General features: G+C 60.5%; 28 protein-coding genes. All 28 read right to left on the bottom strand.

Going from position 1 to position 25,464, the window contains the following annotated elements; genetic code table 11:
• Window positions 1–2: 2 nt before the first annotated feature.
• The 28 genes from fliR to ACVHNU_RS04405 all read right to left on the bottom strand — a co-directional run bounded on the left by fliR (window position 3) and on the right by ACVHNU_RS04405 (window position 25,310).
• Window positions 3–788 carry a flagellar biosynthetic protein FliR gene (gene fliR, locus ACVHNU_RS04540; protein ID WP_003222899.1) on the bottom strand — a complete coding sequence of 262 codons (786 nt, stop codon included), beginning with the start codon at window positions 786–788 and terminating at the stop codon, window positions 3–5.
• A 3-nt stretch (window positions 789–791) separates the two neighbouring features.
• On the bottom strand, window positions 792–1,061 hold the full coding sequence (gene fliQ, locus ACVHNU_RS04535; RefSeq protein ID WP_003222897.1) for a flagellar biosynthesis protein FliQ: 270 nt from the start codon (window positions 1,059–1,061) through the stop codon (window positions 792–794).
• Complete coding sequence (gene fliP / locus ACVHNU_RS04530; protein ID WP_003222895.1) at window positions 1,058–1,816, bottom strand: flagellar type III secretion system pore protein FliP; 759 nt, start codon at window positions 1,814–1,816, stop codon at window positions 1,058–1,060. The genes fliQ and fliP overlap by 4 nt, the downstream gene beginning before the upstream one ends.
• Complete coding sequence (gene fliO / locus ACVHNU_RS04525) at window positions 1,816–2,265, bottom strand: flagellar biosynthetic protein FliO (RefSeq protein ID WP_003222893.1); 450 nt, start codon at window positions 2,263–2,265, stop codon at window positions 1,816–1,818. Before fliO ends, fliP begins: the two co-directional genes overlap by 1 nt.
• Window positions 2,266–2,724: a flagellar motor switch protein FliN gene (fliN, locus tag ACVHNU_RS04520; protein ID WP_003222891.1), complete on the bottom strand. Its 459-nt coding sequence runs from the start codon at window positions 2,722–2,724 to the stop codon at window positions 2,266–2,268.
• A 56-nt stretch (window positions 2,725–2,780) separates the two neighbouring features.
• The gene (fliM, locus tag ACVHNU_RS04515; RefSeq protein WP_003222890.1) at window positions 2,781–3,749 is read right to left on the bottom strand and encodes a flagellar motor switch protein FliM; all 969 of its coding nucleotides are present in this window, start codon (window positions 3,747–3,749) and stop codon (window positions 2,781–2,783) included.
• Between the two features lie 9 nt (window positions 3,750–3,758).
• A complete protein-coding gene (gene fliL / locus ACVHNU_RS04510; protein WP_003222887.1) occupies window positions 3,759–4,262 on the bottom strand; it encodes a flagellar basal body-associated protein FliL in 504 nt (167 codons plus the stop codon).
• Between the two features lie 214 nt (window positions 4,263–4,476).
• Window positions 4,477–5,871, bottom strand: coding sequence for a flagellar hook-length control protein FliK (locus ACVHNU_RS04505; RefSeq protein WP_473019100.1), 1,395 nt, complete (start codon window positions 5,869–5,871; stop codon window positions 4,477–4,479).
• 106 nt (window positions 5,872–5,977) lie between these two features.
• A complete protein-coding gene (locus tag ACVHNU_RS04500) occupies window positions 5,978–6,325 on the bottom strand; it encodes an Hpt domain-containing protein (RefSeq protein ID WP_473019099.1) in 348 nt (115 codons plus the stop codon).
• A gap of 30 nt (window positions 6,326–6,355) precedes the next feature.
• Window positions 6,356–8,059 carry an ATP-binding SpoIIE family protein phosphatase gene (locus ACVHNU_RS04495; RefSeq protein ID WP_473019098.1) on the bottom strand — a complete coding sequence of 568 codons (1,704 nt, stop codon included), beginning with the start codon at window positions 8,057–8,059 and terminating at the stop codon, window positions 6,356–6,358.
• Window positions 8,060–8,064: 5 nt separating this feature from the next.
• Window positions 8,065–8,370 (bottom strand): STAS domain-containing protein, encoded by a 306-nt coding sequence (locus ACVHNU_RS04490; RefSeq protein ID WP_027613909.1) that lies wholly within the window; start codon window positions 8,368–8,370, stop codon window positions 8,065–8,067.
• 189 nt (window positions 8,371–8,559) lie between these two features.
• The gene (gene fliJ, locus ACVHNU_RS04485) at window positions 8,560–9,009 is read right to left on the bottom strand and encodes a flagellar export protein FliJ (RefSeq protein WP_003222878.1); all 450 of its coding nucleotides are present in this window, start codon (window positions 9,007–9,009) and stop codon (window positions 8,560–8,562) included.
• A gap of 6 nt (window positions 9,010–9,015) precedes the next feature.
• Window positions 9,016–10,374, bottom strand: a complete 1,359-nt coding sequence (fliI, locus tag ACVHNU_RS04480) for a flagellar protein export ATPase FliI (protein ID WP_003222877.1) — start codon at window positions 10,372–10,374, stop codon at window positions 9,016–9,018.
• Window positions 10,364–11,167, bottom strand: coding sequence for a flagellar assembly protein FliH (gene fliH, locus ACVHNU_RS04475; protein ID WP_473019097.1), 804 nt, complete (start codon window positions 11,165–11,167; stop codon window positions 10,364–10,366). The genes fliI and fliH overlap by 11 nt, the downstream gene beginning before the upstream one ends.
• Window positions 11,168–11,171: 4 nt before the next feature.
• Entirely contained in the window at window positions 11,172–12,191 is a 1,020-nt protein-coding gene (gene fliG, locus ACVHNU_RS04470) for a flagellar motor switch protein FliG (RefSeq protein ID WP_003222873.1), read from the bottom strand.
• Window positions 12,184–13,971 carry a flagellar basal-body MS-ring/collar protein FliF gene (gene fliF / locus ACVHNU_RS04465; RefSeq protein WP_003222871.1) on the bottom strand — a complete coding sequence of 596 codons (1,788 nt, stop codon included), beginning with the start codon at window positions 13,969–13,971 and terminating at the stop codon, window positions 12,184–12,186. The genes fliG and fliF overlap by 8 nt, the downstream gene beginning before the upstream one ends.
• 15 nt (window positions 13,972–13,986) lie before the next feature.
• Window positions 13,987–14,316, bottom strand: coding sequence for a flagellar hook-basal body complex protein FliE (gene fliE, locus ACVHNU_RS04460; protein ID WP_003222869.1), 330 nt, complete (start codon window positions 14,314–14,316; stop codon window positions 13,987–13,989).
• A 161-nt stretch (window positions 14,317–14,477) separates the two neighbouring features.
• Entirely contained in the window at window positions 14,478–15,869 is a 1,392-nt protein-coding gene (locus ACVHNU_RS04455; RefSeq protein ID WP_473019096.1) for a sigma-54-dependent transcriptional regulator, read from the bottom strand.
• Between the two features lie 5 nt (window positions 15,870–15,874).
• Window positions 15,875–17,068 (bottom strand): sensor histidine kinase, encoded by a 1,194-nt coding sequence (locus ACVHNU_RS04450; RefSeq protein WP_473020052.1) that lies wholly within the window; start codon window positions 17,066–17,068, stop codon window positions 15,875–15,877.
• Between the two features lie 125 nt (window positions 17,069–17,193).
• Complete coding sequence (locus tag ACVHNU_RS04445) at window positions 17,194–18,669, bottom strand: sigma-54 dependent transcriptional regulator (protein WP_003222863.1); 1,476 nt, start codon at window positions 18,667–18,669, stop codon at window positions 17,194–17,196.
• A gap of 172 nt (window positions 18,670–18,841) precedes the next feature.
• Window positions 18,842–19,138: a flagellar protein FliT gene (gene fliT, locus ACVHNU_RS04440; RefSeq protein ID WP_003222861.1), complete on the bottom strand. Its 297-nt coding sequence runs from the start codon at window positions 19,136–19,138 to the stop codon at window positions 18,842–18,844.
• Between the two features lie 10 nt (window positions 19,139–19,148).
• Window positions 19,149–19,544 carry a flagellar export chaperone FliS gene (gene fliS, locus ACVHNU_RS04435; protein WP_103483921.1) on the bottom strand — a complete coding sequence of 132 codons (396 nt, stop codon included), beginning with the start codon at window positions 19,542–19,544 and terminating at the stop codon, window positions 19,149–19,151.
• Between the two features lie 129 nt (window positions 19,545–19,673).
• A complete protein-coding gene (gene fliD, locus ACVHNU_RS04430) occupies window positions 19,674–21,125 on the bottom strand; it encodes a flagellar filament capping protein FliD (protein WP_473019095.1) in 1,452 nt (483 codons plus the stop codon).
• Between the two features lie 82 nt (window positions 21,126–21,207).
• Window positions 21,208–21,567 carry a flagellar protein FlaG gene (locus ACVHNU_RS04425; RefSeq protein WP_103483932.1) on the bottom strand — a complete coding sequence of 120 codons (360 nt, stop codon included), beginning with the start codon at window positions 21,565–21,567 and terminating at the stop codon, window positions 21,208–21,210.
• A gap of 73 nt (window positions 21,568–21,640) precedes the next feature.
• The gene (locus tag ACVHNU_RS04420) at window positions 21,641–22,501 is read right to left on the bottom strand and encodes a flagellin domain-containing protein (RefSeq protein ID WP_338801146.1); all 861 of its coding nucleotides are present in this window, start codon (window positions 22,499–22,501) and stop codon (window positions 21,641–21,643) included.
• Window positions 22,502–22,738: 237 nt separating this feature from the next.
• Window positions 22,739–23,011, bottom strand: coding sequence for a hypothetical protein (locus ACVHNU_RS04415; RefSeq protein ID WP_103483918.1), 273 nt, complete (start codon window positions 23,009–23,011; stop codon window positions 22,739–22,741).
• Window positions 23,008–24,297, bottom strand: a complete 1,290-nt coding sequence (locus ACVHNU_RS04410) for a motility associated factor glycosyltransferase family protein (protein ID WP_473019094.1) — start codon at window positions 24,295–24,297, stop codon at window positions 23,008–23,010. The genes ACVHNU_RS04415 and ACVHNU_RS04410 overlap by 4 nt, the downstream gene beginning before the upstream one ends.
• An 86-nt stretch (window positions 24,298–24,383) precedes the next feature.
• Window positions 24,384–25,310 (bottom strand): ketoacyl-ACP synthase III, encoded by a 927-nt coding sequence (locus ACVHNU_RS04405; protein ID WP_003222845.1) that lies wholly within the window; start codon window positions 25,308–25,310, stop codon window positions 24,384–24,386.
• Window positions 25,311–25,464 lie beyond the last annotated feature (154 nt).

Below are 25,464 nucleotides of genomic sequence, written 5' to 3'. Positions count from 1 at the left end.
GCTCAGCGCGCCCGTGCCAGTTCGCGTAGCAACTGCAAGGCCTCGGTGGCCAGCGGTTGATACTGATTGAGAATGTCCGCCAGACCGACCCAGACGATGAACAGACCCAGCACCAGGGTCAGCGGAAAACCGATGGAGAAGATGTTCAGTTGCGGCGCGGCGCGGGTCATCACGCCGAACGCGATGTTGACCACCAGCAGCGCAGTGACCGCCGGCAGCACCAGCAACAACGCCGCCCCCAGCACCCAACCGAGTTTGCCGGCCAGCTCCCAGTATTGCGCGGTCATCAACCCGCCGCCCACCGGCAGCGTGGTGAAGCTCTCGGTGAGCACTTCGAAGACCACCAGATGGCCGTTCATCGACAGGAACAGCAGGGTCACCAGCATGGTGAAGAACTGCCCGATCACCGCCACCGAGACGCCGTTGGCCGGGTCGACCATCGAGGCGAAGCCCATGCCCATCTGGATCGCGACAATCTGCCCGGCCACGGCAAAGGCCTGGAAAAACAGTTGCAGGGAAAACCCGAGCACTGCACCGACCAGAATCTGCTCGGCGATCAGCAACCAGCCGCTGAGCGCCAGCGGGCTGACCTCCGGCATCGGCGGCAGCCCCGGGGCAATGCACACGGTGATGGCCACGGCGAAATACAGACGCACACGGCGCGACACCAGGGTGGTGCCGAACACCGGCATGACCATCAGCATCGAGGCAACGCGAAACAGTGGCAACATGAACGACGCCACCCAGGTACTGATCTGGGTGTCGGTTAGCTGAAGCAGCGATTGCATGGCTCAGCCGATGACCATCGGAATGTTCTTGTAGAGCTGGATGATGTACTCCATGAACGTCTGCACCAGCCACGGGCCGGCGACGATCAGGGTGACCAGCATGACCAGCAGACGCGGCAGGAAGCTCAGGGTCTGTTCGTTGATCTGGGTGGCGGCCTGAAACATCGCCACCAGCAGGCCGACCAGCAGGCTCGGCACCACGAGAATTGCGACCATCATCGTGGTCAGCCACAGCGCTTCCCGAAAGATATCGACCGCAACTTCCGGCGTCATGGCGAAACACCTCCGAAGCTACTGGCCAGGGTGCCGATAATCAGCGCCCAGCCATCCACCAGTACAAACAGCATGATCTTGAACGGCAGCGAAATGATCAGCGGCGAGAGCATCATCATCCCCATCGCCATCAGCACACTGGCCACGACCAGGTCGATGATCAGGAACGGAATGAAGATCATGAAACCGATCTGGAACGCGGTTTTCAGTTCGGAGGTGACGAACGCCGGCACCAGAATGGTCAGCGGCGCCTGATCCGGGGTGGCGATGTCGGTACGCTTGGACAAGCGCATGAACAGCTCCAGATCACTGGTGCGGGTCTGGGCGAGCATGAAGTCCTTGATCGGTACCTGGGCCTTTTCCACCGCTTGCTGCGCGGTGAGTTTTTCCGCCAGGTACGGCTGCAGCGCATCGTTGTTCACCCGATCAAACACCGGGGCCATGATGAACATGGTCAGGAACAGCGCCATGCCGGTGAGGATCTGGTTCGACGGTGTCTGCTGCAGACCGAGGGCCTGACGCAGGATCGAGAAGACAATGATGATCCGGGTGAAACTGGTCATCAGAATCACGGCCGCCGGAATGAAGCTCAGCGCCGTCATGATCAGCAGGATCTGCAGGCTGACCGAATACTCCTGCGCGCCATCGGCGTTGGTGCCCAGCGTAATCGCCGGGATCGACAACGGATCGGCGGCGAACGCCAGCGGCGCGGCCAGCATCAGGGCCAGCGTCAAGACGATGCGTAGCGCACCCATTACTTCTTATCCTTCTGATCCTTGCCGAGAATCTTCAGCAGATGCTGGGCAAATTCCGGGGTCGCTTTTTCGCTGCTGCTCGGCACTGGCACCGGTTCCTTCAGCACATGCAGCGCGGTGATGGTGCCAGGGCTGAGGCCCAACAGAATCTGTTCGTTGCCGACCTGCACCAGCATCAACCGGTCGCGCGGACCGAGTGCCCGGGAGCCGATCAGCTCGATCACCTGGCCCTTGCCTGCCGGCCCGGACTGCTGCACCCGGCGCAGCAGCCAGGCGAGGAAGAAGATCAAGCCCAGCACCAGCAACAGACCGAAGACCAGTTGCGTCAGTTGCCCGGCCACACCGCTGCCGATCGCCGGCGCGGCAACCGCAGCGGCGGACGTGGCGGCCGGTTCAGCGGCCAGCACACTCAACGGCAGCGCCAGCAGCGCCCACAGGAACCGTTTCACTCAGCGCAGCTTCTTGATGCGTTCGCTTGGGCTGATCACGTCGGTCAGGCGGATGCCGAACTTCTCGTTGACCACCACCACTTCACCGTGCGCGATCAGCGTGCCGTTGACCAGCACGTCCAGCGGCTCGCCGGCCAGACGATCGAGCTCGATCACCGAACCCTGGTTCAGTTGCAGCAGGTTGCGGATGTTGATGTCGGTGCTGCCGACTTCCATCGAGATCGACACCGGGATGTCGAGGATCACGTCCAGGTTCGGACCGTCCAGCGTCACCGGATCGTTGTTTTTCGGCACGCTGCCGAACTCTTCCATCGGCAGACGGTTGGAGCTTGCAGCGCCAGCGTCGGCGGCCAGCAGCGCGTCGATGTCAGCCTGGCTGCCATCACCGGTCTCTTCCAGGGCCGCAGCCCATTCGTCGGCCAGTGCCTGATCGTCCTGGGCGTTCATTTCGTCGTTCATCATTTGTCCTCGGCGGGCAACAATTCAGTTAAATGCGTGGTGGTGAGAGCGGCGCTTCAGCGACGCTCGATCGGCTCGATCACCTGCAACGCGAGGTTGCCTTTGTGCGAGCCCATCTTGACCTTGAAGGCCGGTACGCCGTTGGCGCGCATGATCATGTCTTCCGGCATCTCGACCGGGATCACGTCCCCCGGCTGCATGTGCAGGATGTCGCGCAGCTTCAACTGGCGGCGGGCCACGGTGGCGCCGATCGGCACGTCGACATCGAGCACGTCCTGACGCAGGGCATTGACCCAGCGCTCGTCCTGATCGTCGAGGTCCGACTGGAAACCGGCGTCGAGCATCTCGCGCACCGGCTCGATCATCGAGTACGGCATGGTCACGTGCAGGTCGCCGCCACCGCCATCGAGTTCGATGTGGAAGGTGGAGACCACGATCGCTTCGCTCGGGCCGACGATGTTGGCCATGGCCGGGTTCACTTCCGAGTTGATGTACTCGAAATTGACTTCCATGATCGCCTGCCAGGCTTCCTTCAGATCGACGAAGGCCTGCTCCAGCACCATGCGCACTACACGCAGTTCGGTCGGGGTGAATTCACGCCCTTCGATCTTCGCGTGACGGCCGTCGCCGCCGAAGAAGTTGTCCACCAGCTTGAACACCAGTTTGGCGTCGAGGATGAACAGCGCGGTGCCGCGCAACGGTTTGATCTTGACCAGGTTGAGGCTGGTCGGCACGTACAGCGAGTGCACGTATTCGCCGAACTTCATCACCTGGACGCCACCGACGGCAACGTCCGCCGAGCGGCGCAGCATGTTGAACATGCTGATGCGGGTATAACGGGCAAAACGCTCGTTGATCATTTCCAGAGTCGGCATGCGTCCACGGACGATGCGATCCTGGCTGGTCAGGTCGTAGCTTTTGACACTGCCGGGTTCGGCAGCGTTATCGGTCTGTACCAGACCATCGTCGACGCCATGCAACAGCGCGTCGATTTCATCCTGGGACAGCAGATCCTGCACGGCCATGTCGTGTTCCTACTGCAGTACGAAATTAGTGAAAAGCAACTGTTCGATCACCACTTTGCCCAGCTCTTTCTGCGCCACTTCCTGGACGCTGGCTGTGGCCTTCTGGCGCAACATCTCCTGCCCGACCGGGGTCGCCAGCGTGGCGAAATCCTGACCGGAGAAGAGCATCACCAGGTTGTTGCGGATCACCGGCATGTGCACTTTGAGCGCGTCCAGATCGGCCTGGTTACGCGCCAGCATGGTGATGCTCACCTGCATGTAGCGCTGACGGCCGTTCTGGTTGTAATTGGCGACAAACGCCGGCGCCATCGGCTCGAAAATCGCCGGCTGCTTGCCGGTCGGCGCGGCTTCGGCCGCTGCGGCAGGCTTGCTCTGAGCACTGTGCATGAAGTACCAGGTCGCGCCCACGGACACACCGATCGCCAGCAGCAGAGCCACCACGATCAGGATGATCATCTTGAGTTTGCCTTTGGTCGCGGGGTCTTTTACAGCTGCTGCTTCGCTCTTCGCCATGCCAATAATCCGTCACTATTCGGGTTTTCACAGTCGCACGGCAAGGCAAGAGCAAGTGTTATGCCAGAAGTGTCGGAGGATTGATCTGGAGAGCACCACAAAACAAATGTGGGAGCGGGCTTGCTCGCGAAAGCGGTTTAACATTCAACAGTTATGTTGGCTGTCATACCGCTTTCGCGAGCAAGCCCGCTCCCACAGGGGATACAGCGTCGTGTCAGGCGTAGTAATCGACGGCGCTGCTGCCAATGACGCTGGTGGTTTGCGCAGCGGCTTCCGCCACTGCCGCCGGCGTCAGCTCTTCTTCCGCCGAATCCAGACGTCCGCCAGCGGCGCTGGTGCGGCCACTCTGGCCCTGCTGCGCTTGTTCCTGGCCCTGCTGACCCTGCCAGCCGCGGCTCTGGTCGGAGACATTGACGTCGACCTGGCCCATGCCCTGCTGGGTGAACATGTCACGCAAGCGATGCATCTGACCGTCCAGCGCTTCACGCACGCTAGGATGCGCGCTCATGAACGTCACCTGAGTCTGCTGATCGGGAACCATGTTCACCCGGATATCCAGACGCCCCAGTTCCGCCGGTTGCAATTGAATATCCGCCGCCTTCAGATTGGCGCTCGACAGGTACATGACGCGGTTGACGATTTCTTCGGTCCAGCCGCTCTGGTGCATGGCGATCGGCTGATTCACCGGTACGGCGTTCGCGGTTTTCGGTGTGGCTGCCTGAGTCAGCGCCGCCAGACGGTTGGCGAAATCATCGACACGGGTATCGCTGGTGGCGCTTTTCAGATCTTTCAGGCCATCGTCGATCAAGCCACTGAAGGTTTTTTCACCATTCTGACTGGTGCTGTCCTTGTCGGCCTGTACGTCGAGCATGCTGGCCATGCCGGCGGCGAAGTTCTGCGCCGAAGTCAATTCACCGTCGGCCTGAGTCTGGGCCGGCGTAGCTTTGGGCTGTGTCTGGCTGGATGCGGAAATGTGCCCGCCCTGCTCCATCGCCATGCGCACCGCCGGCAACGAGTCGAGCGGATCGGCCGCCGGGTCGAAAGCGCTGTCGGTCGACGCAGCAGGGTCTTTGACCACTGCCGGCGCGACGGTTGCGGCCACGACCGGTGTTTCGGCCTTGACCGGCTCCGGTGTTACAGCCACCGGTGCTGGCACCACAGGCGCCGCGACCAGCGGCTGCACGGTTTGCGCCAGCGCCGGATCCAGCGCCGGGTCAACTGGCGTGGTGTCAGCCACCGGAGTCTGCGCGTCGTCTGCGGCAGCATCGGCGGCGGCCTTGTCAGCGGCTGCCTGATCATCGGATGTCGTCGGTGCAGACTTGTCGGCAGGCAAGGCGTTGCCGCTATCGGCAACGGTCTGTTGCGTGGCGGCAGACTTATCCTTGCCGAGATCTTTCCTGTCGCTGTTGTCGGCAACCTTGTCGCGCGCCGGTTTCAACGAACTGTCAGAGCTCGGAAGAGTCTTTCTCGGGCCTTGATCGGCGAACACTTGAGCGAAGCTTGAGGCCTTGTCCCCGGTGTCTGCAGCCATTACCGGCGTTTTCGCGGCGGCGGCTTGCGCCTTGGCCTGAGCGGCAGATTGAAGAAGAACATTGGGGGTCGCAGGCATGACACGGTCTCCGCTGCACTGGGATCGTAGGTACAGTTGACGGGGATTACTGCAAGTGTCGGGCCAGTTTTGTCCGGCACTTGCGAAAAGCGCCTGACGGCGGGATTCAATGGGTCAGGGCGTGCTGGCGTTCGTCTTCGTAGACAGGTCGCACATCGGCGAATTCGCAACTGATGTCGGCCACCAGCTTGACGATTTCCGCAGGGCTTTTGCCCTTGGCGTCCGCCTCCAGCTCCTGACAGAGCTGCGCCAGTCGCACGGCGCCCATGTTGCTGGCGCTGCCCTTGAAACTATGGGCAACCTCAGCCAACACCCTGGCATCGGCGGTCTTCTGCAGTTGATGCAAGCGACTTTCAGAATCGGTCAGGAAGGTATCCAGCAAATCCGGATAGCTGTCTTCCATCACTTCGCGCAACGCATCGAGTACTTCGCGATCCACATGTTGGTCAGTCACTTGTTCACTCCTTGATCAAGAATCGGCGAATTATGCCTTAACCTCCCAGAAAAACTCTACGCAAGCACTGCGACCTTCGTCCGACCATCTGGCGTTATGCCCCAATTGCCGGATCAAACTGACCCCGCGCCCCGACAGACGGACACCGTCCAGCGGCCGCTCCATCACCCGCGCCACGTCAAAACCCTTGCCGCTGTCCTCGACGCGAATGACCAGACAGCCACCGGTACCTTGCGGCCGGACCTGCAGATGCACGCGCACGTAACCGTCCTGCAAGGCTTCGAGTCGCGTATTGCGCTGCTCATAGTAGCGGGCGAATCCAGCTGCATCGCGCTTGAGGCTGGAATCCAGACCCAGCACGCCGTGCTCCAGCGCATTGGAGTACAACTCGGCGAGCACGCTGTAGATCGCCCCGCTCTGGGTGCGCAACCCGTGTACTTCCAGCAACAACTGCAGCAGATACGGCAAAGGATTGAAGCGCTTGAGTGTAGCGCCGCGAAACTCGAAGCTCACCGACCAGTCCAGCGGACACGACTGGCCGCTGTCGGAATACACCGGCGCCGGCGGCATGACCCGCGCCGCGTCGAGCAGACTGATCTCGACCATGCTCACGTCGTCACGGGGCTCGCCGCGAAACTCGAGCAAGGCCTGTTCAATCTCGGCAAACAGGTTGTCCGGCTCTCGGTTGACAGCAAACAGCTGCTGCAAACGCTCGACACCGAACAACCGGTCATCGCCGTCAGTGGTGTCGATCACACCGTCCGACAGCAGGAACACCCGATCCCCCACCGCCATGGTTTGCACTTCTGTCCGATCGTCAAACGCTTGCGGGCTGAGCACGCCCAGCGGCAAGTGCCGCGCCGACAGCGGCACCCGCTCGCCGCTGGCAATCCGGTGCAGATAACCGTCGGGCATACCGCCGTTCCACACCTCCACCGTGCGCCGCTGAAAACTCAGGCAGAGCATCGTCGCGCAGCAGAACATGTCCACCGGCAGGATGCGCTTGAGCTTGGCGTTCATCTCGCGCAGGGTTTCAGCCAGGCCGTAGCCCTTGGCGGTCATGCCATAGAACACTTCTGCCAGCGGCATGGCTCCCACCGCCGCCGGCAGACCGTGACCGGTGAAATCACCGAGCAGCACATGCATGTCGCCGGCCGGGGTGTACGCCGCCAGCAGCAGGTCGCCGTTGAACAATGCGTAAGGCGATTGCAGATAGCGGATATTCGGCGCACTCAGGCAGCCCGAGTGGGCCACCTTGTCGAACACCGCTTTGGCCACACGCTGTTCGTTGAGCAGGTAATCGTGATGTTTGGCGATCAGATCGCGCTGCTGCAGCACGGTGGCCTGCAAGCGGCGCAAGCGATCCATCGCCTTGATTTTGGCGGCGAGGATCACCTGGTTGTAGGGCTTCGCCAGAAAGTCGTCGCCCCCTGCCTCCAGACACCGGGCCAGGGCTTCACTTTCGGTCAGCGAGGTCAGGAAGATGATCGGCACCAGGGTTTCCCCCGCCAGCGCCTTGATCTGCTGCGCTGCTTCGAAGCCGTCCATCACCGGCATCATCGCGTCCATCAGCACCAGATGCGGTTGTTGCCGGCGAAAGACCTCAACCGCTTCAGCGCCATTGGCCGCCGTCAGCACTTCATGCCCCTGACGCCGGACGATTGTCGACAACAGTAACCGGTCAGCGGCGCTGTCTTCGGCGATCAGGATCGTCAGCGGCTCTTGCGCCTGCATGGCCGTCAACTGATGTCGAACAGTTTGTCGAAGTTGGAGATGGCGAGAATCTTGCGCACATCGGAGTTGCTGTTGATCACGCGCACATCCGAGTCGTCACCGCCGGCATGATCGCGCAGCAGGAGCAGCATGCCCAGCGCGGAGCTGTCGAGGTAGGTGGCGTCTTTCAGATCAACCACGATGGAGTCGGGTTTTTGGTTAAGCCGCTCATAGGACTCGCGAAACTCCTGATGGCGCCCAAAATCGAACCGCCCCTTGACCGAAATCGTCAGTTTTTGACCATCCGGAGAGACTTCTGTAACGACTGACATTGACTGGCTTCCTTGTCATTGACGAACGTGTACAAGGTTTAGCATCTGGTAGACCCAGGGGCAAGGTGCAACGCAGAACCAAATGTGGGAGCGGGCTCGCTCGCGAATGCAATCGGTCAGTTGACCGAGGTGGTGACTGACACGACGCCTTCGCGAGCAAGCCCGCTCCCACAGGGAGTTTGGGACAACTTAAAAAGGGTTCTGGCGCGGCAAGCGCTGCGACAACTCGTCCAGCAGCTTCTGCTCACGCTTGTCTTCGAGGCGTTGCGCCTCTTCGCGATAGCGCTGCACCAGTTTGCGCAGGCCTTCGACCTTGGCAAACGCCTGCTGCCAGGCATCGCGCGCCTTGATCAGGTTGTTCTGGTGCCAGACCAGGCTCTGGCGCTGCTGGTCGATGGCGGTATCCAGTTGCGCGAGGAAGCCGTGATAACCCAGCAGCCATTGCCCGGACACCCCGTCGCTGCCGCGCACGATCCACTGTTCCTGATAATCCAGACGAAAGGCGTCGAGGTCGGCGAGTTTGCTTTCGGCCACTTTGACCTGGCCCTGAAAGTAACCCAGGCGCTGCACGGCGGTTTTCTCGGCCTGTTCGGCCATCTCCACCACGGGTGCCAGACGCGCAGCTCGGCTCACGGCCATGGCCGGTTACCCACCCGCCGCGGGCGCGAACAGGGTTTCGAGGTAAGCCTGGCTCTCGCCCATGTTGATCTTGTCGTTGAGCCCCTGACGCTGGTAGCGGGTCAGTTGCGGCTGCAGATTGATCGCCAGATCGGTCTCGCGGTCGCCACCGGCGACGTACGCGCCGACGCTGATCAGGTCGCGGCTCTGCTGATAGCGCGACCACAATTGCTTGAAGTACTGCGCGCGCTGCATGTGCTCCGCCGAAACCACGGCCGGCATCACCCGGCTGATCGAGGCTTCGATGTCGATGGCCGGATAGTGCCCTTCCTCGGCCAGACGCCGGGACAACACGATGTGGCCGTCGAGCACGCCCCGCGCCGAGTCGGCAATCGGGTCCTGCTGGTCATCGCCTTCGGACAACACGGTGTAGAACGCGGTGATCGAACCACCGCCCTTCTCCGCATTACCGGCGCGCTCCACCAGTTTCGGCAGTTTGGCGAACACCGAGGGCGGATAACCCTTGGTCGCTGGCGGCTCGCCAATGGCCAAAGCGATTTCCCGCTGGGCCTGGGCGAAACGGGTCAACGAATCCATCAGCAACAGGACGTTCTTGCCCTTGTCGCGGAAATACTCGGCGATTCGCGTGCAATACATCGCCGCGCGCAGACGCATCAGTGGCGCATCGTCCGCCGGCGAGGCGACCACCACCGAACGCTTGAGGCCTTCTTCACCGAGAATGTGCTCGATGAACTCTTTAACTTCTCGACCCCGCTCACCGATCAGGCCAACGACGATAATGTCGGCCTCGGTGAAGCGGGTCATCATGCCCAGCAGCACCGATTTACCGACACCGGTACCGGCGAACAGACCCAGACGCTGACCACGCCCGACAGTCAGCAAACCGTTGATGCAACGGATGCCGACGTCCAGCGGGACGTGGATCGGATCGCGGTTAAGCGGGTTGATGGTCGGGCCGTCCATCGGCACCCAGTCTTCAGCCTTCATACCGCCCTTGCCGTCCAGCGCGCGTCCGGCGCCATCGAGTACGCGACCGAGCATGCTCATGCCCATCGGCAGACGACCGGTTTCCGCCAGCGGCACCACGCGGGCGCCCGGGGCGATGCCGGCGACGCTGCCGACCGGCATCAGAAAGACTTTGTTGCCGGAAAACCCCATGACCTCCGCTTCCACCTGGGACGGGTGATAGCTGTCGTCATTGATCACCAGGCAGCGCGTGCCCATGGCAGCGCGCAGGCCTTCGGCTTCAAGGGTGAGGCCGACCATGCGCAGCAGGCGCCCTTCGAGAATCGGCGCGCCGGCGATCTCAGTGGCTTCAGCATAAGTGCTGAGGCGCTTGGCGAAACTGGTGCGTTCAAGGCGCATCGGGGGTGTCCGCGAGCGGCTCTTCAGGCGCAGCCGCCGGTTGGTTTTCTTCAGGAATGTCCAGACTCAGATCCGGCGCAGCCGGGTGCAGGGCCTGTTCGTGTAACTGGTCGAACAGTTTGGCCATGACCTGGGTCACGCGGGTCTCGATGCTGGCGTCGATACGGCTGTGCTCGGTTTCAACCCGGCAACCGCCCGGCAGCAACGAGTCATCTTCGACGATGCGCCAGGATTCCTCATGACGTTCGCGCAAGGCCTTGGCCTGCTCGAAGTCTTGCGGATTGACGTAAAGACGCACGTTTTCCACGCCCAACGGCAACAGCTTGAGCGCATCGCGCATGACCTGTTCGATCTGGCTGGAGTCGATGGCCAGCTCGCGCTTGATCACTTGCTTGGTGATGTGTTGCACGAGGTCGACCAGCGACTTTTCGATCTGCGTGTCCTGCTCGGCAATCGGCTCGAACAGGTGGGTCATCAGTTGCTCGAGGCTGGCGAGTTTCGCCGCCAGCGCCACTTCGGCTTCCTGACGCACCTTCAGCGTGGCGCTGTGAAAACCTTCCTTCTCGCCGATGCCAAAGCCCTCGTTGTAAGCCTCCTGACGGATGCTTTCGAGTTCTTCCAGGGTCAGTGGCTGGACTTCTTCCAGCGGCACTTCTTCCATTTCCGGCGGCTCGGGCTCCGGTTCCGGCTCGGGTTCCGGTTTCGGCGGATCGAAGCTGGGCATTTCCCAGGATTCGAAACCACGGACATCGCGGGCACGGATCAGATCCGTCACATCGTCATGCTTGTCCATGGGCTTAGATCATTTCCTCGCCGCCCTTGCCACCGAGCACGATTTCGCCGGCTTCGGCCATACGACGGGCAATGGTGAGGATTTCTTTCTGCGCGGTTTCCACGTCGCTGACGCGCACCGGGCCTTTGGCTTCGAGGTCGTCGCGCAACAGCTCGGCCGCACGCTTGGACATGTTCTTGAAGATCTTCTCTTTGACGCCTTCGTCCGAACCCTTGAGGGCCAGTACCAGCACGTCGGAAGAGACTTCGCGCAACAGCGCCTGAATGCCGCGGTCGTCGACGTCGGCCAGGTTGTTGAACACGAACATGAGGTCTTCGATCTGACCGGACAGGTCTTCGTCGACTTCGCGGATCGAGTCCATGAGCTGGCCTTCGATCGAGCTGTCGAGGAAGTTCATGATGTCCGCCGCCCGCTTGATGCCACCCAGGGTGGTGCGCGAGGCGTTCGAGTTGCCGGAGAACTGCTTCTCGAGAATCTGGTTCAGCTCTTTCAGCGCTGCCGGCTGCACGGTGTTCAACGACGAGACGCGCAGGATGATGTCCAGACGCACCTTGTGGTCGAAGTTGCCCAGTACTTCACCGGCCTGATCCGGGTCGAGGTACGCCACCACGATGGCCTGGATCTGCGGGTGTTCGTAACGGATCACGTCGGCAACGGCGCGCGGCTCCATCCATTTCAGGCTGTCGAGGCCGCTGGTGTTGCCACCGAGCAGGATGCGGTCGATCAGGCCATTGGCCTTGTCTTCGCCCAACGCCTGGGTAAGCATTTTGCGCACGTAGTCGTCGGAGCCGACGCCGAGGCTGGTCTGGTCGCCGACGATGTCGACGAACTCGCTCATGACCTGCTCGACCTGCTCGCGATGGACGTTGCCCATCTGCGCCATGGCCACACCGACACGCTGAACCTCTTTGGGGCCCATGTGGCGCAGCACTTGCGCGGCATCGGTTGAACCCAGGGACAGCAGCAGAATCGCGGCTTTGTCGACCTTGTTCAGTTTGGCGGTTGCGGCTCGGTTATCACTCATCTGCGTTAATCCACTCTTTCACGACCTGAGCCACGCGACCCGGATCCTCGGCCACCAAGCTCTTGATTGCATTCAGTTGTGCGTCGTAACCCTCGCTCGGGCTAGGCAACAGAATGCTCTGCGGACCACCGAGGCTCACGCGGTCGTTGGCCAGGTCGCCGTCCAGGCCGCCCATGCCACCGAGTTCCACGTCGCTGCCCAGACCGGCCAGCTCCTTGCCTTTGCCGCCACCGGTGATGTTGTTCAACACCGGACGCAGCACACCAAACACCAGCACCAGGATGAACAACACACCCAGCACTTGTTTGACGATGTCCCAGAACCATGGCTGGGAGTAGAACGGAATATCGGCAACCACTTCGCCGCGCTCGGCGGAGAACGGCATGTTGATCACGCTGACGCTGTCGCCACGGCTGGCATCGAAGCCGACCGCGTCCTGCACCAGACGGGTGAAACGCGCCAGTTCATCGGCGCTCCACGGCGCGCGGGTAGTTTCCCCGTTGGCCGGGTTGATCTTGACCTGATCGTCGACCACCACCGACACCGACAGACGATTCAGGCGCCCCTGCTGCTGCTTCGTGTGGCTGATGGAACGGTCGAGTTCGAAGTTCTTGGTGGATTGTTGACGCTTGTCCGCCGGGTACGGCGCGAGCATTGGCTGGCCGGTGGCCGGGTCCATGATCTGCTGACCGTTGGCATCAACCAGTGGCTGACCGGGTTGAATCATGCCGGTAGAGGCTTGCGCGCCACCGGTGGTCTGTGGTGCCGAGGCCGGCGCTGGCGGCTGGTTGCTCAGGGCACCCGGTACACCTTGCGGGCCATTGCTGGCGGTGCGTTGTTCGTTGACCGACTGCTCGCTGCGCAACGCCGGTTGGTCCGGGTTGAACTGCTCGGCAGTCGATTCGACGGCGTTGAAATCGATGTCGGCCGAGACTTCAGCCTTGTAGCGGTCGTTGCCCAGCACCGGTTGCAGAATATTGTGCACGCGCTGGGTCAGCATGCTTTCCATGCGGCGGCTGTAATCGAATTGCTTGCCGGCCATGGTCATTTCGGAGTTTTCCGCCTGATCGGAGAGCAGGTTGCCCTTCTGATCGACGACGGTGATCTGCGATTTGCTCAGTTCAGGCACGGAGGTTGCCACCAGGTTGATGATCGCCACCACCTGACCCGGCTCCAGCGAACGCCCGGAGTACAGCTCGACCAGTACCGACGCACTTGGCTTGCGCTCATCACGCACGAACACCGAACTCTTCGGAATCGCCAGGTGCACGCGGGCGCCCTTGACGTTGTTCAGGCTGGAGATGGTGCGCGCCAGTTCGCCTTCGAGGCCGCGACGGTAGCGAGTCGCTTCCATGAACTGGCTGGTGCCCAGACCCTGTTCCTTGTCGAGGATTTCGAAACCGATGTTGCCGTCGCTGGGAGTGACACCAGCGGCCGCGAGTTTCATCCGCGCACGGGACAGATCGTCAGCCTTGACCAGCAAGGCGCCGGAGTTCGGCTCGACGGTGTAGGGAATGTCGGCGGAGGCCAGGGTGTCCATGACCTGCTTGGCGTCCATGCCGGCAAGGCTGCCGTACAACGGACGGTAATCCGGCTGCTGCGACCACAGCACCACGGCAAAGCCAATCGCCACGCTCGCAGCCAGGCCGACCAACAGGCCCACCTGACGCAGCATGGTCATCTCGGAGAGGTTTTCCAGGAAGGACAGGCCGAACAGCGGCGGTTTGCCGTCTATCGGGGTGGCCTTGGCCGGAACGTTATCGGCGACTGCTTCTGCCATGACTCAATCTCGTCCTTAAACCGGCATCTGCATGATGTCTTGATAAGCCTGAACCAGCTTGTTGCGCACCTGGGTCAGAGCCTGGAACGACACGCTGGCTTTCTGCGAGGCGATCATCACGTCCGTCAGATCGACGCCGCTCTTGCCGATTTCAAATGCGTTGGCCAACTGAGTCGACGCCTGCTGGGTATCGCTGACTTTGTTGATGGCCTGACCGAGCATGTCGGAAAAGCTGCTGCCTGCCAGTTCAGGGACGGCGGCAGTCGATTTCGGCGTGGCCATGGCGTCCATTTTCATGGCCTTCATGTCCATCATCAACCGATTAAATTCAATACCTTGGCTCATGGTCTACTCTCTTGGGCGGCCCGCAATTTTTTGACACTCACTCGGCGGGTACACAGGTATTAGCAACAAGGGTGCCAGCTCGGCGGACTTACTCTATAAAAGCCCATCAAGGCACCGCGTCAGGTCCAGGCACCGCTCCCACAATTGACTTGCGACAATTTTCAGGTGGCGAACAGATAGCCTTCGACGTCCATCCCGGCATCCCGCATCTGCGCCAGTTTGTAGCGCAGGGTACGCGGGCTGATACCGAGCTTTTCCGCGGCTTCCTTGCGCCGGCCACGCTCGGTGCGCAGGGTGTCGATGATCATCTGGAACTCCCGGCGACGCAGGTCATCGCCCAGCGCACCGGCGGATTCGGCCTCGACTTCGATCTCGCGCACCAACGGCTGCACCGGCACGACGGCCGGCGCTGCGCTAAACGTCACCGCGCCGGTCAGGCAGAAATCCTGCGGCTGGATCAAACCGCCCTGCTGCAGAATCAGCGCCCGTTGAATCGCGTTATCCAGCTCACGCACGTTGCCCGGCCACGGATAGTGGGTCAGGCAAGCCTGGGCCTCTGACGAAAGTTTCGCCGCCGCATGCTTCATTTTATTGACGTGTTTGTTCAGCAACCGCTCCGCCAGCGGCAAGATATCGGCAGTGCGCTCGCGAAGTGGACGCCACGCCAGGGGGAAAACCGACAAACGGTAAAAAAGGTCTTCACGGAAACGCCCCGCCGCCACTTCGCCGGCCAGATCACGGTTGGTGGTGGCGACCACGCGAATATCCAGGGTGATCGGTTTGCGCGCACCGACGCGCTCGACTTCGCGCTCCTGCAACACCCGCAGCAACTTGGCTTGCAGGCCCAAGGGCATTTCGGAAATCTCGTCGAGCAGAATGGTGCCGCCATCGGCCTGCTCGAACTTGCCGGCCTGCGCCGCGATGGCGCCAGTGAACGAACCCTTCTCGTGACCGAACAGCGTCGCTTCAAGCATGTTGTCGGGAATCGCCGCGCAGTTGATCGCAATAAACGGCTGGCTGGCGCGATGGGATTGCTGGTGGATGTAGCGCGCCAGCACTTCCTTGCCGGTACCGGATTCGCCGGAGATCAGCACCGTGGAATCACTGCGCGCCACCCGCGCAGCCAGTTCGAGCAACTGCGCACTGGCCGGCTCGACTGCCACCGGACCTTCACCGTCAGCAACACTGACGCTACCCAGGGCATGCCGCGACACCAGGTCCAGCAGAGCCTTGGGTTCAAATGGCTTGACCAGATAATCCGCCGCGCCCTGACGCATCGCATCGACCGCACGCTCGACCGCGCCGTGCGCAGTCATCAGCAACACCGGCAATTGCGGCTGCCGCGCACGCAGCAAACCGAGCAGTTGATGGCCGTCCATGCCAGGCATGTTGACGTCGCTGACCACCAGACTGAACGCCTCGCGCTCGACCGCCTGCAACGCCTCTTCGGCACTGCCGACCGCCTGGTAGTCGTGACCCGCCAGCAGCAGCGTATCGGCCAGCGCTTCGCGCAACGAGCGGTCATCCTCGACCAGCAAAACCTTGATGCCCATGACGTTTACTCAGCTCCGTGTACAGCGGAAAACAGCGGCAGGATCACCTGCGCGCACGTGCCGCGCCCGACTCGCGAACGCAGCTGCAATTCTCCCTGATGTGCCCGCGCCACAGCCTTGACCACGGTCAGGCCAAGCCCGGTACCGGTAACTTTGGTGGTGAAAAATGGCTCACCGAGACGCTCCAGCACCGTCGGATCAATGCCGCTGCCGCTGTCGCTGACACACAGGCGCAGGCTGTTGTCGCGGCTGTAGCAGTGCACTTTCAGGCGCACGTTGCCATCGCTGGCCTGAATCGCGTTTTCGATCAGATTGAGAATCGCCCCGACCAGCGTGTCGCGGTTGCACAGCAATTCGCCGGCATGGCTGTCGCACTGCCAACGAATGGGCAAATCCTGCACATGGGTCAGCGCCGCCGCTTGCAGCGACTGCATCAAGGCATTCGGGGTGATCCGGTCGGTCAGCGGCAGCTCGCCACGGGCGAACACCAGCATGTCGCGCACCTGATGTTCCAGCTCATGCAGGCGCTCTTTGAGGCGGCCGGCAAAGCGCTGTTGAGTGGCGACCGGAAGTTCCTGCTCAGTCAAATGACTGGCATAGAGCAAAGCGGCTGACAGCGGCGTGCGGATCTGATGAGCCAGCGAGGCGACCATCCGACCCAGTGACGACAGGCGCTCGTGGCGCGCCAGTTGATCCTGCAGATGACGGGTTTCTGTCAGGTCGTTGAGCAACACCAACTGCCCCGGCTCGGCATCCAGCGAACGCGTGGCAATCGACAGGCGTCGACCGTTTTTCAGAGAGATTTCATGACCGTCGTCTTCACGCGGAGCAAAGCAGCGGGCGATGACGTGACGCCACAATTCGCCTTCCAGTGGCAGCCCGAGCAAGTCGATCGCCGCCGGATTGGCTTCGCGAACCATACCGTGGCCGTCAATCACGATGACGCCACCAGGCAACAGATCGAGGAGGTTTTGCAGACGGTTGGCCAGGCGTTCTTTTTCTGCCAGCTCCTGCATGCGCTGGGCGCTGACCACGGCCAGTTCACCCTTGAGCTCGGTGACCCGGGCTTCAAGCATGCTGTAGGAATCGGTCAACTGGCTGGACATCTGATTGAACAGCGCGAACGCCTGCTCAAGACCCAGGCGGCTCGTCTGCTCTAAGGACGACGGTTGCCCCTCGGCATTGGAGGCAGAAGACATCTGGGCGTGGGGCATTGTGTTCTCTCGCTTGGCTGACCGTCAGTTAAACGGAACGTTGCGAGGGATGTAGCAATACCCGTGCCTAAAAAAAACTGCTTATAAATGAAGGCGTTGAAAAACAGGCGTCAATCATCCGCCTGTTCATCACCTTCGCGCCGGCTCATGCCGTACTTGCGCATCTTCTCCACCAGCGTGGTACGGCGAATGCGCAGGCGTTCGGCAGCGCGCGCCACGATGCCATTGGCGTCGTCCAGCGCCTGCTGGATCAGGCCCTGCTCCAGACCACCGAGGTAGTCCTTGAGGTCCAGACCTTCCGGCGGCAGCATCGCGTTAGCGGTGAAGTCCGGGGTGTGACCGTTGATGGCCACGCGCTCTTCGAGATCGCTGCGCAGGCTGTCGACCATCTGCTCGTCTTCGTCGTCGACGTAGCGGAATTTCTTCGGCAACTCGACCACGCCGATCACCCCGTACGGATGCATGATCGCCATGCGCTCGACCAGGTTGGCCAGCTCACGGACGTTGCCCGGCCAGCCGTGACGGCACAGCGACATGATCGCCGCCGAGTTGAAACGGATCGAGCCGCGCTTTTCGTGTTCCATGCGCGAGATCAGTTCGTTCATCAGCAGCGGGATGTCTTCGACGCGCTCACGCAGGGGCGCCATCTCGATCGGGAACACGTTCAGGCGATAGTAGAGGTCTTCGCGGAAGGTGCCGATCTCGATCATGCTTTCGAGATTCTTGTGGGTCGCGGCAATGATGCGCACGTCGACACTCTGGGTCTTGTTGCTGCCCACGCGCTCGAAGGTGCGCTCCTGCAGGACGCGCAGCAGCTTGACCTGCATCGGCAGCGGCATGTCGCCGATTTCGTCGAGGAACAGCGTACCGCCATTGGCCAGCTCGAAACGCCCGGCACGGCTGGTGATCGCACCGGTGAAGGCGCCCTTCTCGTGGCCGAACAGTTCGCTTTCCAGCAGCTCTGCCGGGATCGCCCCGCAGTTGACTGGCACGAATGGCGCGTCGCGACGCTTGGAGTGGTAATGCAGATTGCGCGCAACCACTTCCTTGCCGGTGCCGGACTCGCCGAGGATCAGCACGCTGGCATCGGTATCGGCCACTTGCTGCATCATTTGACGGACGTGTTGGATCGCCCGGCTGGTGCCGACGAGGCTGCGGAACAGATTGGGTTCGCGATGACGGCCGCGCTCGCGGGCCTGGTCGTACATCTCGCGATAGACCTGGGCACGGTGCAGGGAGTCGAGCAATTTGCTGTAGCTGGGCGGCATTTCCAGGGTCGAAAGCACCCGGCGGCGCTGGTCTTCCGGCAGGTCGACGGAAGAATTATCGCCCATCAGCAAAACCGGAAGGAACTCATCCCATGTCGAGAGTGTCTTTAACAAGCCCAAAAGTGCACCCGGAGCATTGACCGTCCCGATCAGTACACAGATGACTTCACGACTTGATGACAAAGAGCCGACGGCCTGCTGCCAGTCATGGCTGCCGCAGGGTAAATTTTCTTCGCCGAGAAAATTTAAAATCACCGCCAGGTCGCGGCGGCGGACGCTATCGTCATCGATCAGCAGAATTTTGGTTTCACGCCACATGCAATAGCAACTTCCCTAGTCAACTCAATGCCCGAAAAATGGGGCAAGCGAGACGCTTGCAGGACACCTTGTGCCTGTAGACGCCTGAAATCTGAAAACAGCCACTAGTTAAGTCAAAAAACCGTGCACAGTCAAATTTATGGCGCACATGTCTGGATTAACTGGAGGTTAATTAACCAAACAGATGGTAAACCTTTGCCGCCTTCTGCGCTTGGGTGATCTGCGACATCTCGTTGGCTATCGCCTGCCGCTCACCCATCGCCGCCTCCAGAAGCTCCTTGTACACGTGGAGCAGCTCCTCAAGGTTATTGCGCAAGGCCTCCTCATCCAGCGAGGCCTCGGCCATGACGTCTTCCATGCAGGAACGGCAGGCCAGATCCAGCTCGCCAATGGCCTCCCAGTTACGTTCGGCCAGCGCGCTGACCAACGCTTCACGGGTATCTGCGATTCGCTGCAATACAAGACTCATGGTGCTCTCCTTAAAACTGGGGACCTGGCGGAGCGATGCCGTCCCAGCCTTCCTTTACTGTGCGCAGCAGGCCGGCGACCTCATCAAGAATTCGCGGGTCGCTGTCAATATTGGCCTGCGCCAGTCGCTTCATCATGTAGATGTAGAGCTGATTGAGATCAGCGACCGAATCGGCGCTGTTTTCCAGATCCAGACCCTCGCACAAACCGCCAATGATACCGATGGCCTTGCTGATAGCCGTACCCTTGGCAGGGATGTCTTTGCGCTCGATGGCACCCTTGGCCTGAGCAATGCGCTCCAGACCACCTTCCATCAACATTTGCACCAAGCGGTGCGGGCTCGCTTCGGATGTCTGGGCGTGTGCACCGACTTTTTGATATTGCCGAAGGGCTAACATTGGGTTCATGTTCTACCTCATTGCCACAATGACTCGTATAACCAGTGTATCGCCAACGAATCACAGAACTTTAGATCAAAAGACAAAAACCCGGCGCACGCCGATGAAGCGTAGCCGGGTTTTTGTCGTTCTTACGGGTTACTTCGCGGATTGCTGAGCGTTCAGCGAGCTGAAGAACGACGTGATGTTACTTGCCGTCGCCTTCATTTGCCCGACCAACAGGTCCATGGCGTTGTATTTGGCGGTCAGCGTCGCCGTCAGGCTCGTCACGTGCAAGTCCAACGCTGTCTGCTGCTTTTTCAGATTCGCCGCAGCGTTGGTCAAACTGGTGCTGCGCTGATCGAGCAGCCCGGTACCCGACTTGATGTACGGATCAACCGCGCTGCTCATGCGCGCCAACAGACCATTGGTGGCATTGGTGCCGGAGAACATCTGCTGAACCTGACCAGACATGCCCGGAATACTCATACGATCGTTGAACACCTTGGTATCGAGGGTCAACTCACCGGTTTCCTTGTCGGTCAGCACACCCATCTGCGCCAGGACGGCCAACTGTCCGGTACCTGCCGAGCTCTGGGTCAGCTGCGAACGGATATCCGCCATCAGCGAACGCGGCAGCGAGTCACCGGTAAACGCAGCAGAAACAGTCAGGTTGCCATCAGCGTCCGCGGTCGCATTGGACAGGGTATCGATGGTTCGCTTGAGCGTGTTGTAGGAATCCATGAACGTCTGCAGCGACGTCTGGATGCCTGCGGTGTTGGTTGCGACGGTCACGGTTGCGGGCGTCGGATTCCCACTGGCGTCTTTAGGGCTTACGGCAGCGAGGCTCAACGTCATTCCGCTGATTGCACCTGTTACCGTGTTGCTCTTGCTGGTAACGGTCAGACCGTCGATGGTGAGCGATGCGTCCTGAGCCAAGTCGCCAACGGCGCCCGAGGCACCTGCCGCAGGACTGGTCCCCATTTTCTGAGTACCGTCGATCTCGAGACCCGCGATGCCACTCACCTGCAAGTCCATGCCTGCGCCGGTCTTGCTCGAGTTGATCACCAAACGCGAAGCGCCGCTGGCGTCGGTCACGATGTTGGCGGAGATACCATTGCTCGCCTGCGCGGTGTTGATCGCATCCCGAGTGCTCTGCAAGGTGGCATTGGCCGGAATCGCAACATTGTAATCAATGCCATTCTGACTGATTTTCAGAGTACCACTCGGAATGGCACTGGTGGCGCCGCCAGCAAAAGCAGCACTGGCTACTTTCGAGCCGGTTGCCAGTTTGTTCACGATAACGCTATAGCTGCCAGGTACTGCAGTACTGTCGGACGTTGCACCGAGTACCGTCGGCGTATCCGAAGTCGCGGTATAACCGGCAAACGCAGGACTGGTCGCCTTGCCCAGATCAGTCATCGATTTCTGGAATGCCGCCAGCGCACTTTTCAGCGAGCCGACACCGGAAATCTTCAGCGAGTTGGTTTTTGTCTGAGTATCGATCTGCGTCTGCTTGGCAGACTTGTCGGCGTTGACCAGCGCGGTCACGATCGCGCCGATGTCCAGGCCGGAACCCAGTCCGGAACCCGGTAGAATTGGACTTGCCATGTGCATCTCCCTTCAGATTGTTGCCATTCTTTTGACCGTTAACAGCGTCCTGAGAACGTACAAACATTATTCATGCCAGCTATCAGACTTTGGCGTCGAACAACACGTGACTCGCGTTGGCGAGGCTGTCTGCCAGCTTCAGGGCTTCTGCGGAGGGAATCTGTCGAACGACTTCACCCGTCTCGCTCGCGATCACCTTGACGATGACCTTTCCGGAGTGTTCGTCGATAGAGAACTCCAGATTGCGCTTGATCGACTGTACAAACTTTTCGATCTCCTGCACCGCCAGTTTCAACTTGGCATCATCCGAATCCTGACTCTTTTTATCAGCGACCGGAGCATCCACCTTGGCAACGACTGGCGCCTCTGACGGTTTGTCAGCAACCGGTGCTGCTGGCTTGGGAGCCGGATAAGACACGTTAAGCTTTACGCTCATGTCCATGCTCATCACCCTCTAACGTAAAAAGGCGAGAGAGCGCGACCAGCGCACTCCCCCGCCCGAACTCAATCCGAAATTACTGAAGCAGCTTCAGTACAGCGGATGGCAGTTGGTTGGCTTGAGCCAGAACAGAGGTCGAAGCCTGCTGCAGAGTTTGCTGCTTGGTCAGGTTAGCAGTTTCTGCGGCGAAGTCGGTATCTTGTACACGACCCTGTGCAGCAGTGGTGTTTTCCACGATGTTCTGCAGGTTGGAGATGGTGCTGGTCAGACGGTTTTGCGAAGCACCCAGGCTGGCGCGCTGTGCACCGATGGCAGCGATAGCGGCGTCGATTGCAGTGATCGCGTTGTCGATGTTCTGCGAAGCAGAACCAGTACCAGTACCGGTAGCACCGGTCAGAACTACAGTACCGCTACCTACGGACAGGCTGACGGCGTCGAACTTGGAGCTCAGTACCAGGTCGATGTGGTTAGCCGAACCAGTGTTTGCGCCAACTTGCAGGGTTACAGTACCAGCCGAACCGTCCAGCAGGTTTTTGCCGTTCAGGTTGGTCGAAGCCGAGATACGGGTGATCTCGTCGGACATCTGAGCGAATTCAGCGTTGGTTGCGGTCTGGTCAGCAGTGCCGTTGGTGCCGTTACGTGCTTTAACAGCCAGTTCACGCATACGTTGCAGGATGTCGGTGGTCGCTTGCAGGCCGCCTTCAGCTGCCTGAGCAACGGAGATACCGTCGTTGGCGTTCTGGATAGCCTGGTTGCCACCACGGATTTGCGAAGCCATACGGTTGGAGATCTGCAGGCCAGCGGCGTCGTCTTTAGCGCTGTTGATTTTCAGGCCGGAAGACAGGCGCTGCATCGAAGTCGACAGGGCGTTGGAAGCGTTGTTCAGGTTTTTCTGAACGTTCAGCGACGTGGTGTTGGTGTTTACTGTTAAAGCCATGACGAATTCCTCGTTGGTTGGGTACTGCGGCTTCCGGCCCTGGCAACCGCCTGGTGTGGCCTAGAGAACCTTCGTAATAGTTATCGTCGGGTTGGCAGGTTGCTTGAGGGCTTTTTGAAAAAAATTTGCCATCACCCTGCCACCCCCGAGAAAACAAGGGCTTAGCGCCCTCCCACCTGCGAAAAAATGACGCCATAAAACCGACCCGCGCGTAAAGCCGCGGGCCAGTGCGCTCGGTCAGTGTGCCGATCGTGCTTTTTGCAACAGTTCGATCAACTCATACTCCATCCAGTCCGCCAGCCCCAACCAGTCCTGACGTTCCTGACAAGCGAGCATGTGCGTGAGTACAAAGGCCCAGTCCTGTTGAATCGGCGCAGGTTTGGCTATCAGCAACTGCTGCGCGCCCTCGAATACATCGACCATATCCAGCGCCGCCTCGACATCACGTCCCAGGCGAAACAACCCGGCGCACTGACGGCATTCGCCAACGCACTGCTCAATCGTCGTCATTGCACAAACTCCTGATTGAACTGCGTCCCGGCGATCAGTGCGCCTGCCCGACTGCTGTTGAAAAACTGTACCTGCGGATGTGCGGCGATATAACGCTCCAGCACGCAAAGATACCCGCGAAAATTCAGCTGGGTGCTGACCCGCTGGCCATGGCCGTCCTGCACCCAATGCCGCGCCTGATCAACACCGGGGCCCAGATCGCCGTCATTCCAACCGGCATGGGTCTTGTTCATCGGGAACGCGAAGTCGGCGCCAAACAGGGTAATTCGCGATGCACCCATCTTTACCGCCAGGTCCACCGCCGGATGAATCACGCTGCCACCGACATGCAGTTGTCCGCGCGGGTATTGCTCACGCAACGCGGCGTACACCGGGCTGGCCGAGTAACCGCCGTAGCGCTTGCCCTTCCAGGCGGTCAGCACCGCAGGATCGCTCATGGGCAGATACACCAGCGGGATGCCAGCGGAGTCCTCGAACGGCAGATGCCGGAAGCTGATGCGCTGATCGATGGTGACCACCAGATCCGGGACGATGCCGTGCTCGCGCAGCGGCCGGTAAGCGGTATCGACGCACATCAACAATGGACGTTCGGCCTGCGCGCGCACCGCCGCCAGACGCTGGAAATGCCCTTCCAGGGTCGGTCCGGTACCGATCACATAAATCTCCCGGCCACTGGCGGTCCCGAACAATTGCGCGACATCGTCATCGCCCAGCAACACCGGCAAGCAATCCTGCAAACGCTGTTGAATGAACGGCAAGTTTGGATCGAACTCGCGATTGTTGAAGCTCAGGTGCACTTCGCTGACCAGCCGATCGCGGATCTTCGCGTTGAAGTCATCAGCCAGCAGCATCTCGGCCGGCAGGGCGAAAAAAGGTGTGCAGATGTCTGACAGATCACCGGCATAGAACAGCTGCACGCGCGGGTCTTCCAGCCAATGGCGCTGATCGAGCAGTTGCAGCACCAGCGCAAACAGGGCGCCGTTAAGCACGTGCACGTACAACCGCTCAAGTCCGGCACGCTCCAGCAACACGACCGGCAAGTCTCCAAGACCGGTGCCGTAAACGTGCAACTGAGGTTTTTCCGGCAGACTGGCCGCCTGAACGCGCGCCTCGTGGATCCGGTCGTGACGACTGGTGAGTTGAATCCCGTTAACGCTCAGTGTCGAACCCAGACCCTGCACCAGTTCGGCGTCGACGACCGCACTGTCTTCAGCCACCAATCGTGCGAACAGTGCCGGCCAGCGCTGCTGGATAACCTCGGCGTTGGCTTGGAAAAACTCGCTCATGCCGGCTCGCGCTCCCTTCAGGCAAAAAAATAGCGTTCAAGGGTAACCCTGAACGCTATTTTTGTATCCGCCGTTTTTGACCGGACTCAAGGACGATAGATGATCGCGGAGCCCCACGACAGACCCACACCGAAACCACTGATCGCAATGCGCTTCCAGTCGGAATCGAGCACGTGTTTTTCCAGCAGCAGCGGCACGCTCGACGACACGGTGTTGCCGGTCTCGACCATGTCCTTGATGAACTTCTCCGGCTCGCCTTCGAAACGGCGCGCCACCGCATCGACAATCGCCGCACTGCCCTGGTGAATGCAGAAGGCGTCGATGTCGTCAGCCTTGAGGCCGGAGTCGTCGAGCAATTCGTGCAAGTGCGCCGGGACTTTGAGCAGCGCGAAGTTGAACACCTGACGCCCGTTCATGAAGAACACGCCATCGGTGACTTTCAGGTGCGGTGCGCCGGAACCGTCGGTGCCGAACTTGGCCTTGCCCAACGCCCAGGCCGGGTCTTCGCCCATCCAGGTGGCGGTGGCGGCATCGCCGAAGAGCATGGTGGTGTTGCGGTCTTCCGGGTCGACGATTTTCGAATACGGGTCAGCGGTGATCAGCAGGCCGTTCTTCAGACCGGCGGCTTCCATGAAGCCCTTGATCGCGTAGATGCCGTAGACGTAGCCGGAGCAGCCCAGGGAAATATCGAACGCCGCGACATTGGTCGGCAGACCGAGTTTGTCCTGAACGATTGCAGCAGTGTGCGGCAGGCCTTCTTCGTCACCGTTCTGAGTGACGACGATCAGTGCGTCGATCGATTCACGTTTCAGTTCAGGGTTGCTGGCAAACAGCGCATTGGCCGCTTCCACGCACAGATCGGAGGTTTCCTGTTCAGCGTCTTTGCGCGGCAGGAAGGCCGAACCGATTTTGCCGAGGATGAATTCTTCATCCTTCTCGAATTTTGCACCTTGTGCGTAATTGTCCACGCCGGCTACAGGAACGTAGCTCGCAATGCTTTTTATGCCAATCATTACGGCTTCCCAATAAAAAACAGCCCAAAACCACCGCTCGCAAGGATTCGAGGGGCGCCGACAAACAGAAAACGGCCGCCACAAAGGGCAGCCACGGGGAGCGCAAAGGGCTATCACTGGAACCGATACACGGCCAGGCGCCATCTCCCCGGTC

This window comes from Pseudomonas sp. Ors-4-3C (assembly GCF_055755035.1).
This window is presented reverse-complemented; position numbering and strand designations above follow the sequence as displayed.

Bases quoted from the DNA above. Each gene is read 5' to 3' on its own strand.
- fliF (WP_003222871.1), bottom strand. From the start codon at position 13,971: ATGGCAGAAGCAGTCGCCGATAACGTTCCGGCCAAGGCCACCCCGATA.
- fliS (WP_103483921.1), bottom strand. From the start codon at position 19,544: ATGAACCCAATGTTAGCCCTTCGGCAATATCAAAAAGTCGGTGCACAC.
- ACVHNU_RS04455 (WP_473019096.1), bottom strand. From the start codon at position 15,869: ATGGGCATCAAGGTTTTGCTGGTCGAGGATGACCGCTCGTTGCGCGAA.
- ACVHNU_RS04505 (WP_473019100.1), bottom strand. From the start codon at position 5,871: ATGCCTGCGACCCCCAATGTTCTTCTTCAATCTGCCGCTCAGGCCAAG.
- fliM (WP_003222890.1), bottom strand. From the start codon at position 3,749: ATGGCCGTGCAGGATCTGCTGTCCCAGGATGAAATCGACGCGCTGTTG.
- fliP (WP_003222895.1), bottom strand. From the start codon at position 1,816: ATGGGTGCGCTACGCATCGTCTTGACGCTGGCCCTGATGCTGGCCGCG.
- ACVHNU_RS04490 (WP_027613909.1), bottom strand. From the start codon at position 8,370: ATGTCAGTCGTTACAGAAGTCTCTCCGGATGGTCAAAAACTGACGATT.
- ACVHNU_RS04405 (WP_003222845.1), bottom strand. From the start codon at position 25,310: ATGATTGGCATAAAAAGCATTGCGAGCTACGTTCCTGTAGCCGGCGTG.
- fliN (WP_003222891.1), bottom strand. From the start codon at position 2,724: ATGAACGACGAAATGAACGCCCAGGACGATCAGGCACTGGCCGACGAA.
- ACVHNU_RS04495 (WP_473019098.1), bottom strand. From the start codon at position 8,059: ATGCAGGCGCAAGAGCCGCTGACGATCCTGATCGCCGAAGACAGCGCC.
- ACVHNU_RS04425 (WP_103483932.1), bottom strand. From the start codon at position 21,567: ATGGACATGAGCGTAAAGCTTAACGTGTCTTATCCGGCTCCCAAGCCA.
- ACVHNU_RS04420 (WP_338801146.1), bottom strand. From the start codon at position 22,501: ATGGCTTTAACAGTAAACACCAACACCACGTCGCTGAACGTTCAGAAA.
- fliR (WP_003222899.1), bottom strand. From the start codon at position 788: ATGCAATCGCTGCTTCAGCTAACCGACACCCAGATCAGTACCTGGGTG.
- fliE (WP_003222869.1), bottom strand. From the start codon at position 14,316: ATGAGCCAAGGTATTGAATTTAATCGGTTGATGATGGACATGAAGGCC.
- ACVHNU_RS04415 (WP_103483918.1), bottom strand. From the start codon at position 23,011: ATGACGACGATTGAGCAGTGCGTTGGCGAATGCCGTCAGTGCGCCGGG.
- fliJ (WP_003222878.1), bottom strand. From the start codon at position 9,009: ATGGCCGTGAGCCGAGCTGCGCGTCTGGCACCCGTGGTGGAGATGGCC.
- ACVHNU_RS04450 (WP_473020052.1), bottom strand. From the start codon at position 17,068: ATGTCTTCTGCCTCCAATGCCGAGGGGCAACCGTCGTCCTTAGAGCAG.
- fliD (WP_473019095.1), bottom strand. From the start codon at position 21,125: ATGGCAAGTCCAATTCTACCGGGTTCCGGACTGGGTTCCGGCCTGGAC.
- fliI (WP_003222877.1), bottom strand. From the start codon at position 10,374: ATGCGCCTTGAACGCACCAGTTTCGCCAAGCGCCTCAGCACTTATGCT.
- fliT (WP_003222861.1), bottom strand. From the start codon at position 19,138: ATGAGTCTTGTATTGCAGCGAATCGCAGATACCCGTGAAGCGTTGGTC.
- ACVHNU_RS04410 (WP_473019094.1), bottom strand. From the start codon at position 24,297: ATGAGCGAGTTTTTCCAAGCCAACGCCGAGGTTATCCAGCAGCGCTGG.
- fliQ (WP_003222897.1), bottom strand. From the start codon at position 1,061: ATGACGCCGGAAGTTGCGGTCGATATCTTTCGGGAAGCGCTGTGGCTG.
- fliH (WP_473019097.1), bottom strand. From the start codon at position 11,167: ATGGACAAGCATGACGATGTGACGGATCTGATCCGTGCCCGCGATGTC.
- fliG (WP_003222873.1), bottom strand. From the start codon at position 12,191: ATGAGTGATAACCGAGCCGCAACCGCCAAACTGAACAAGGTCGACAAA.
- fliL (WP_003222887.1), bottom strand. From the start codon at position 4,262: ATGGCGAAGAGCGAAGCAGCAGCTGTAAAAGACCCCGCGACCAAAGGC.
- ACVHNU_RS04445 (WP_003222863.1), bottom strand. From the start codon at position 18,669: ATGTGGCGTGAAACCAAAATTCTGCTGATCGATGACGATAGCGTCCGC.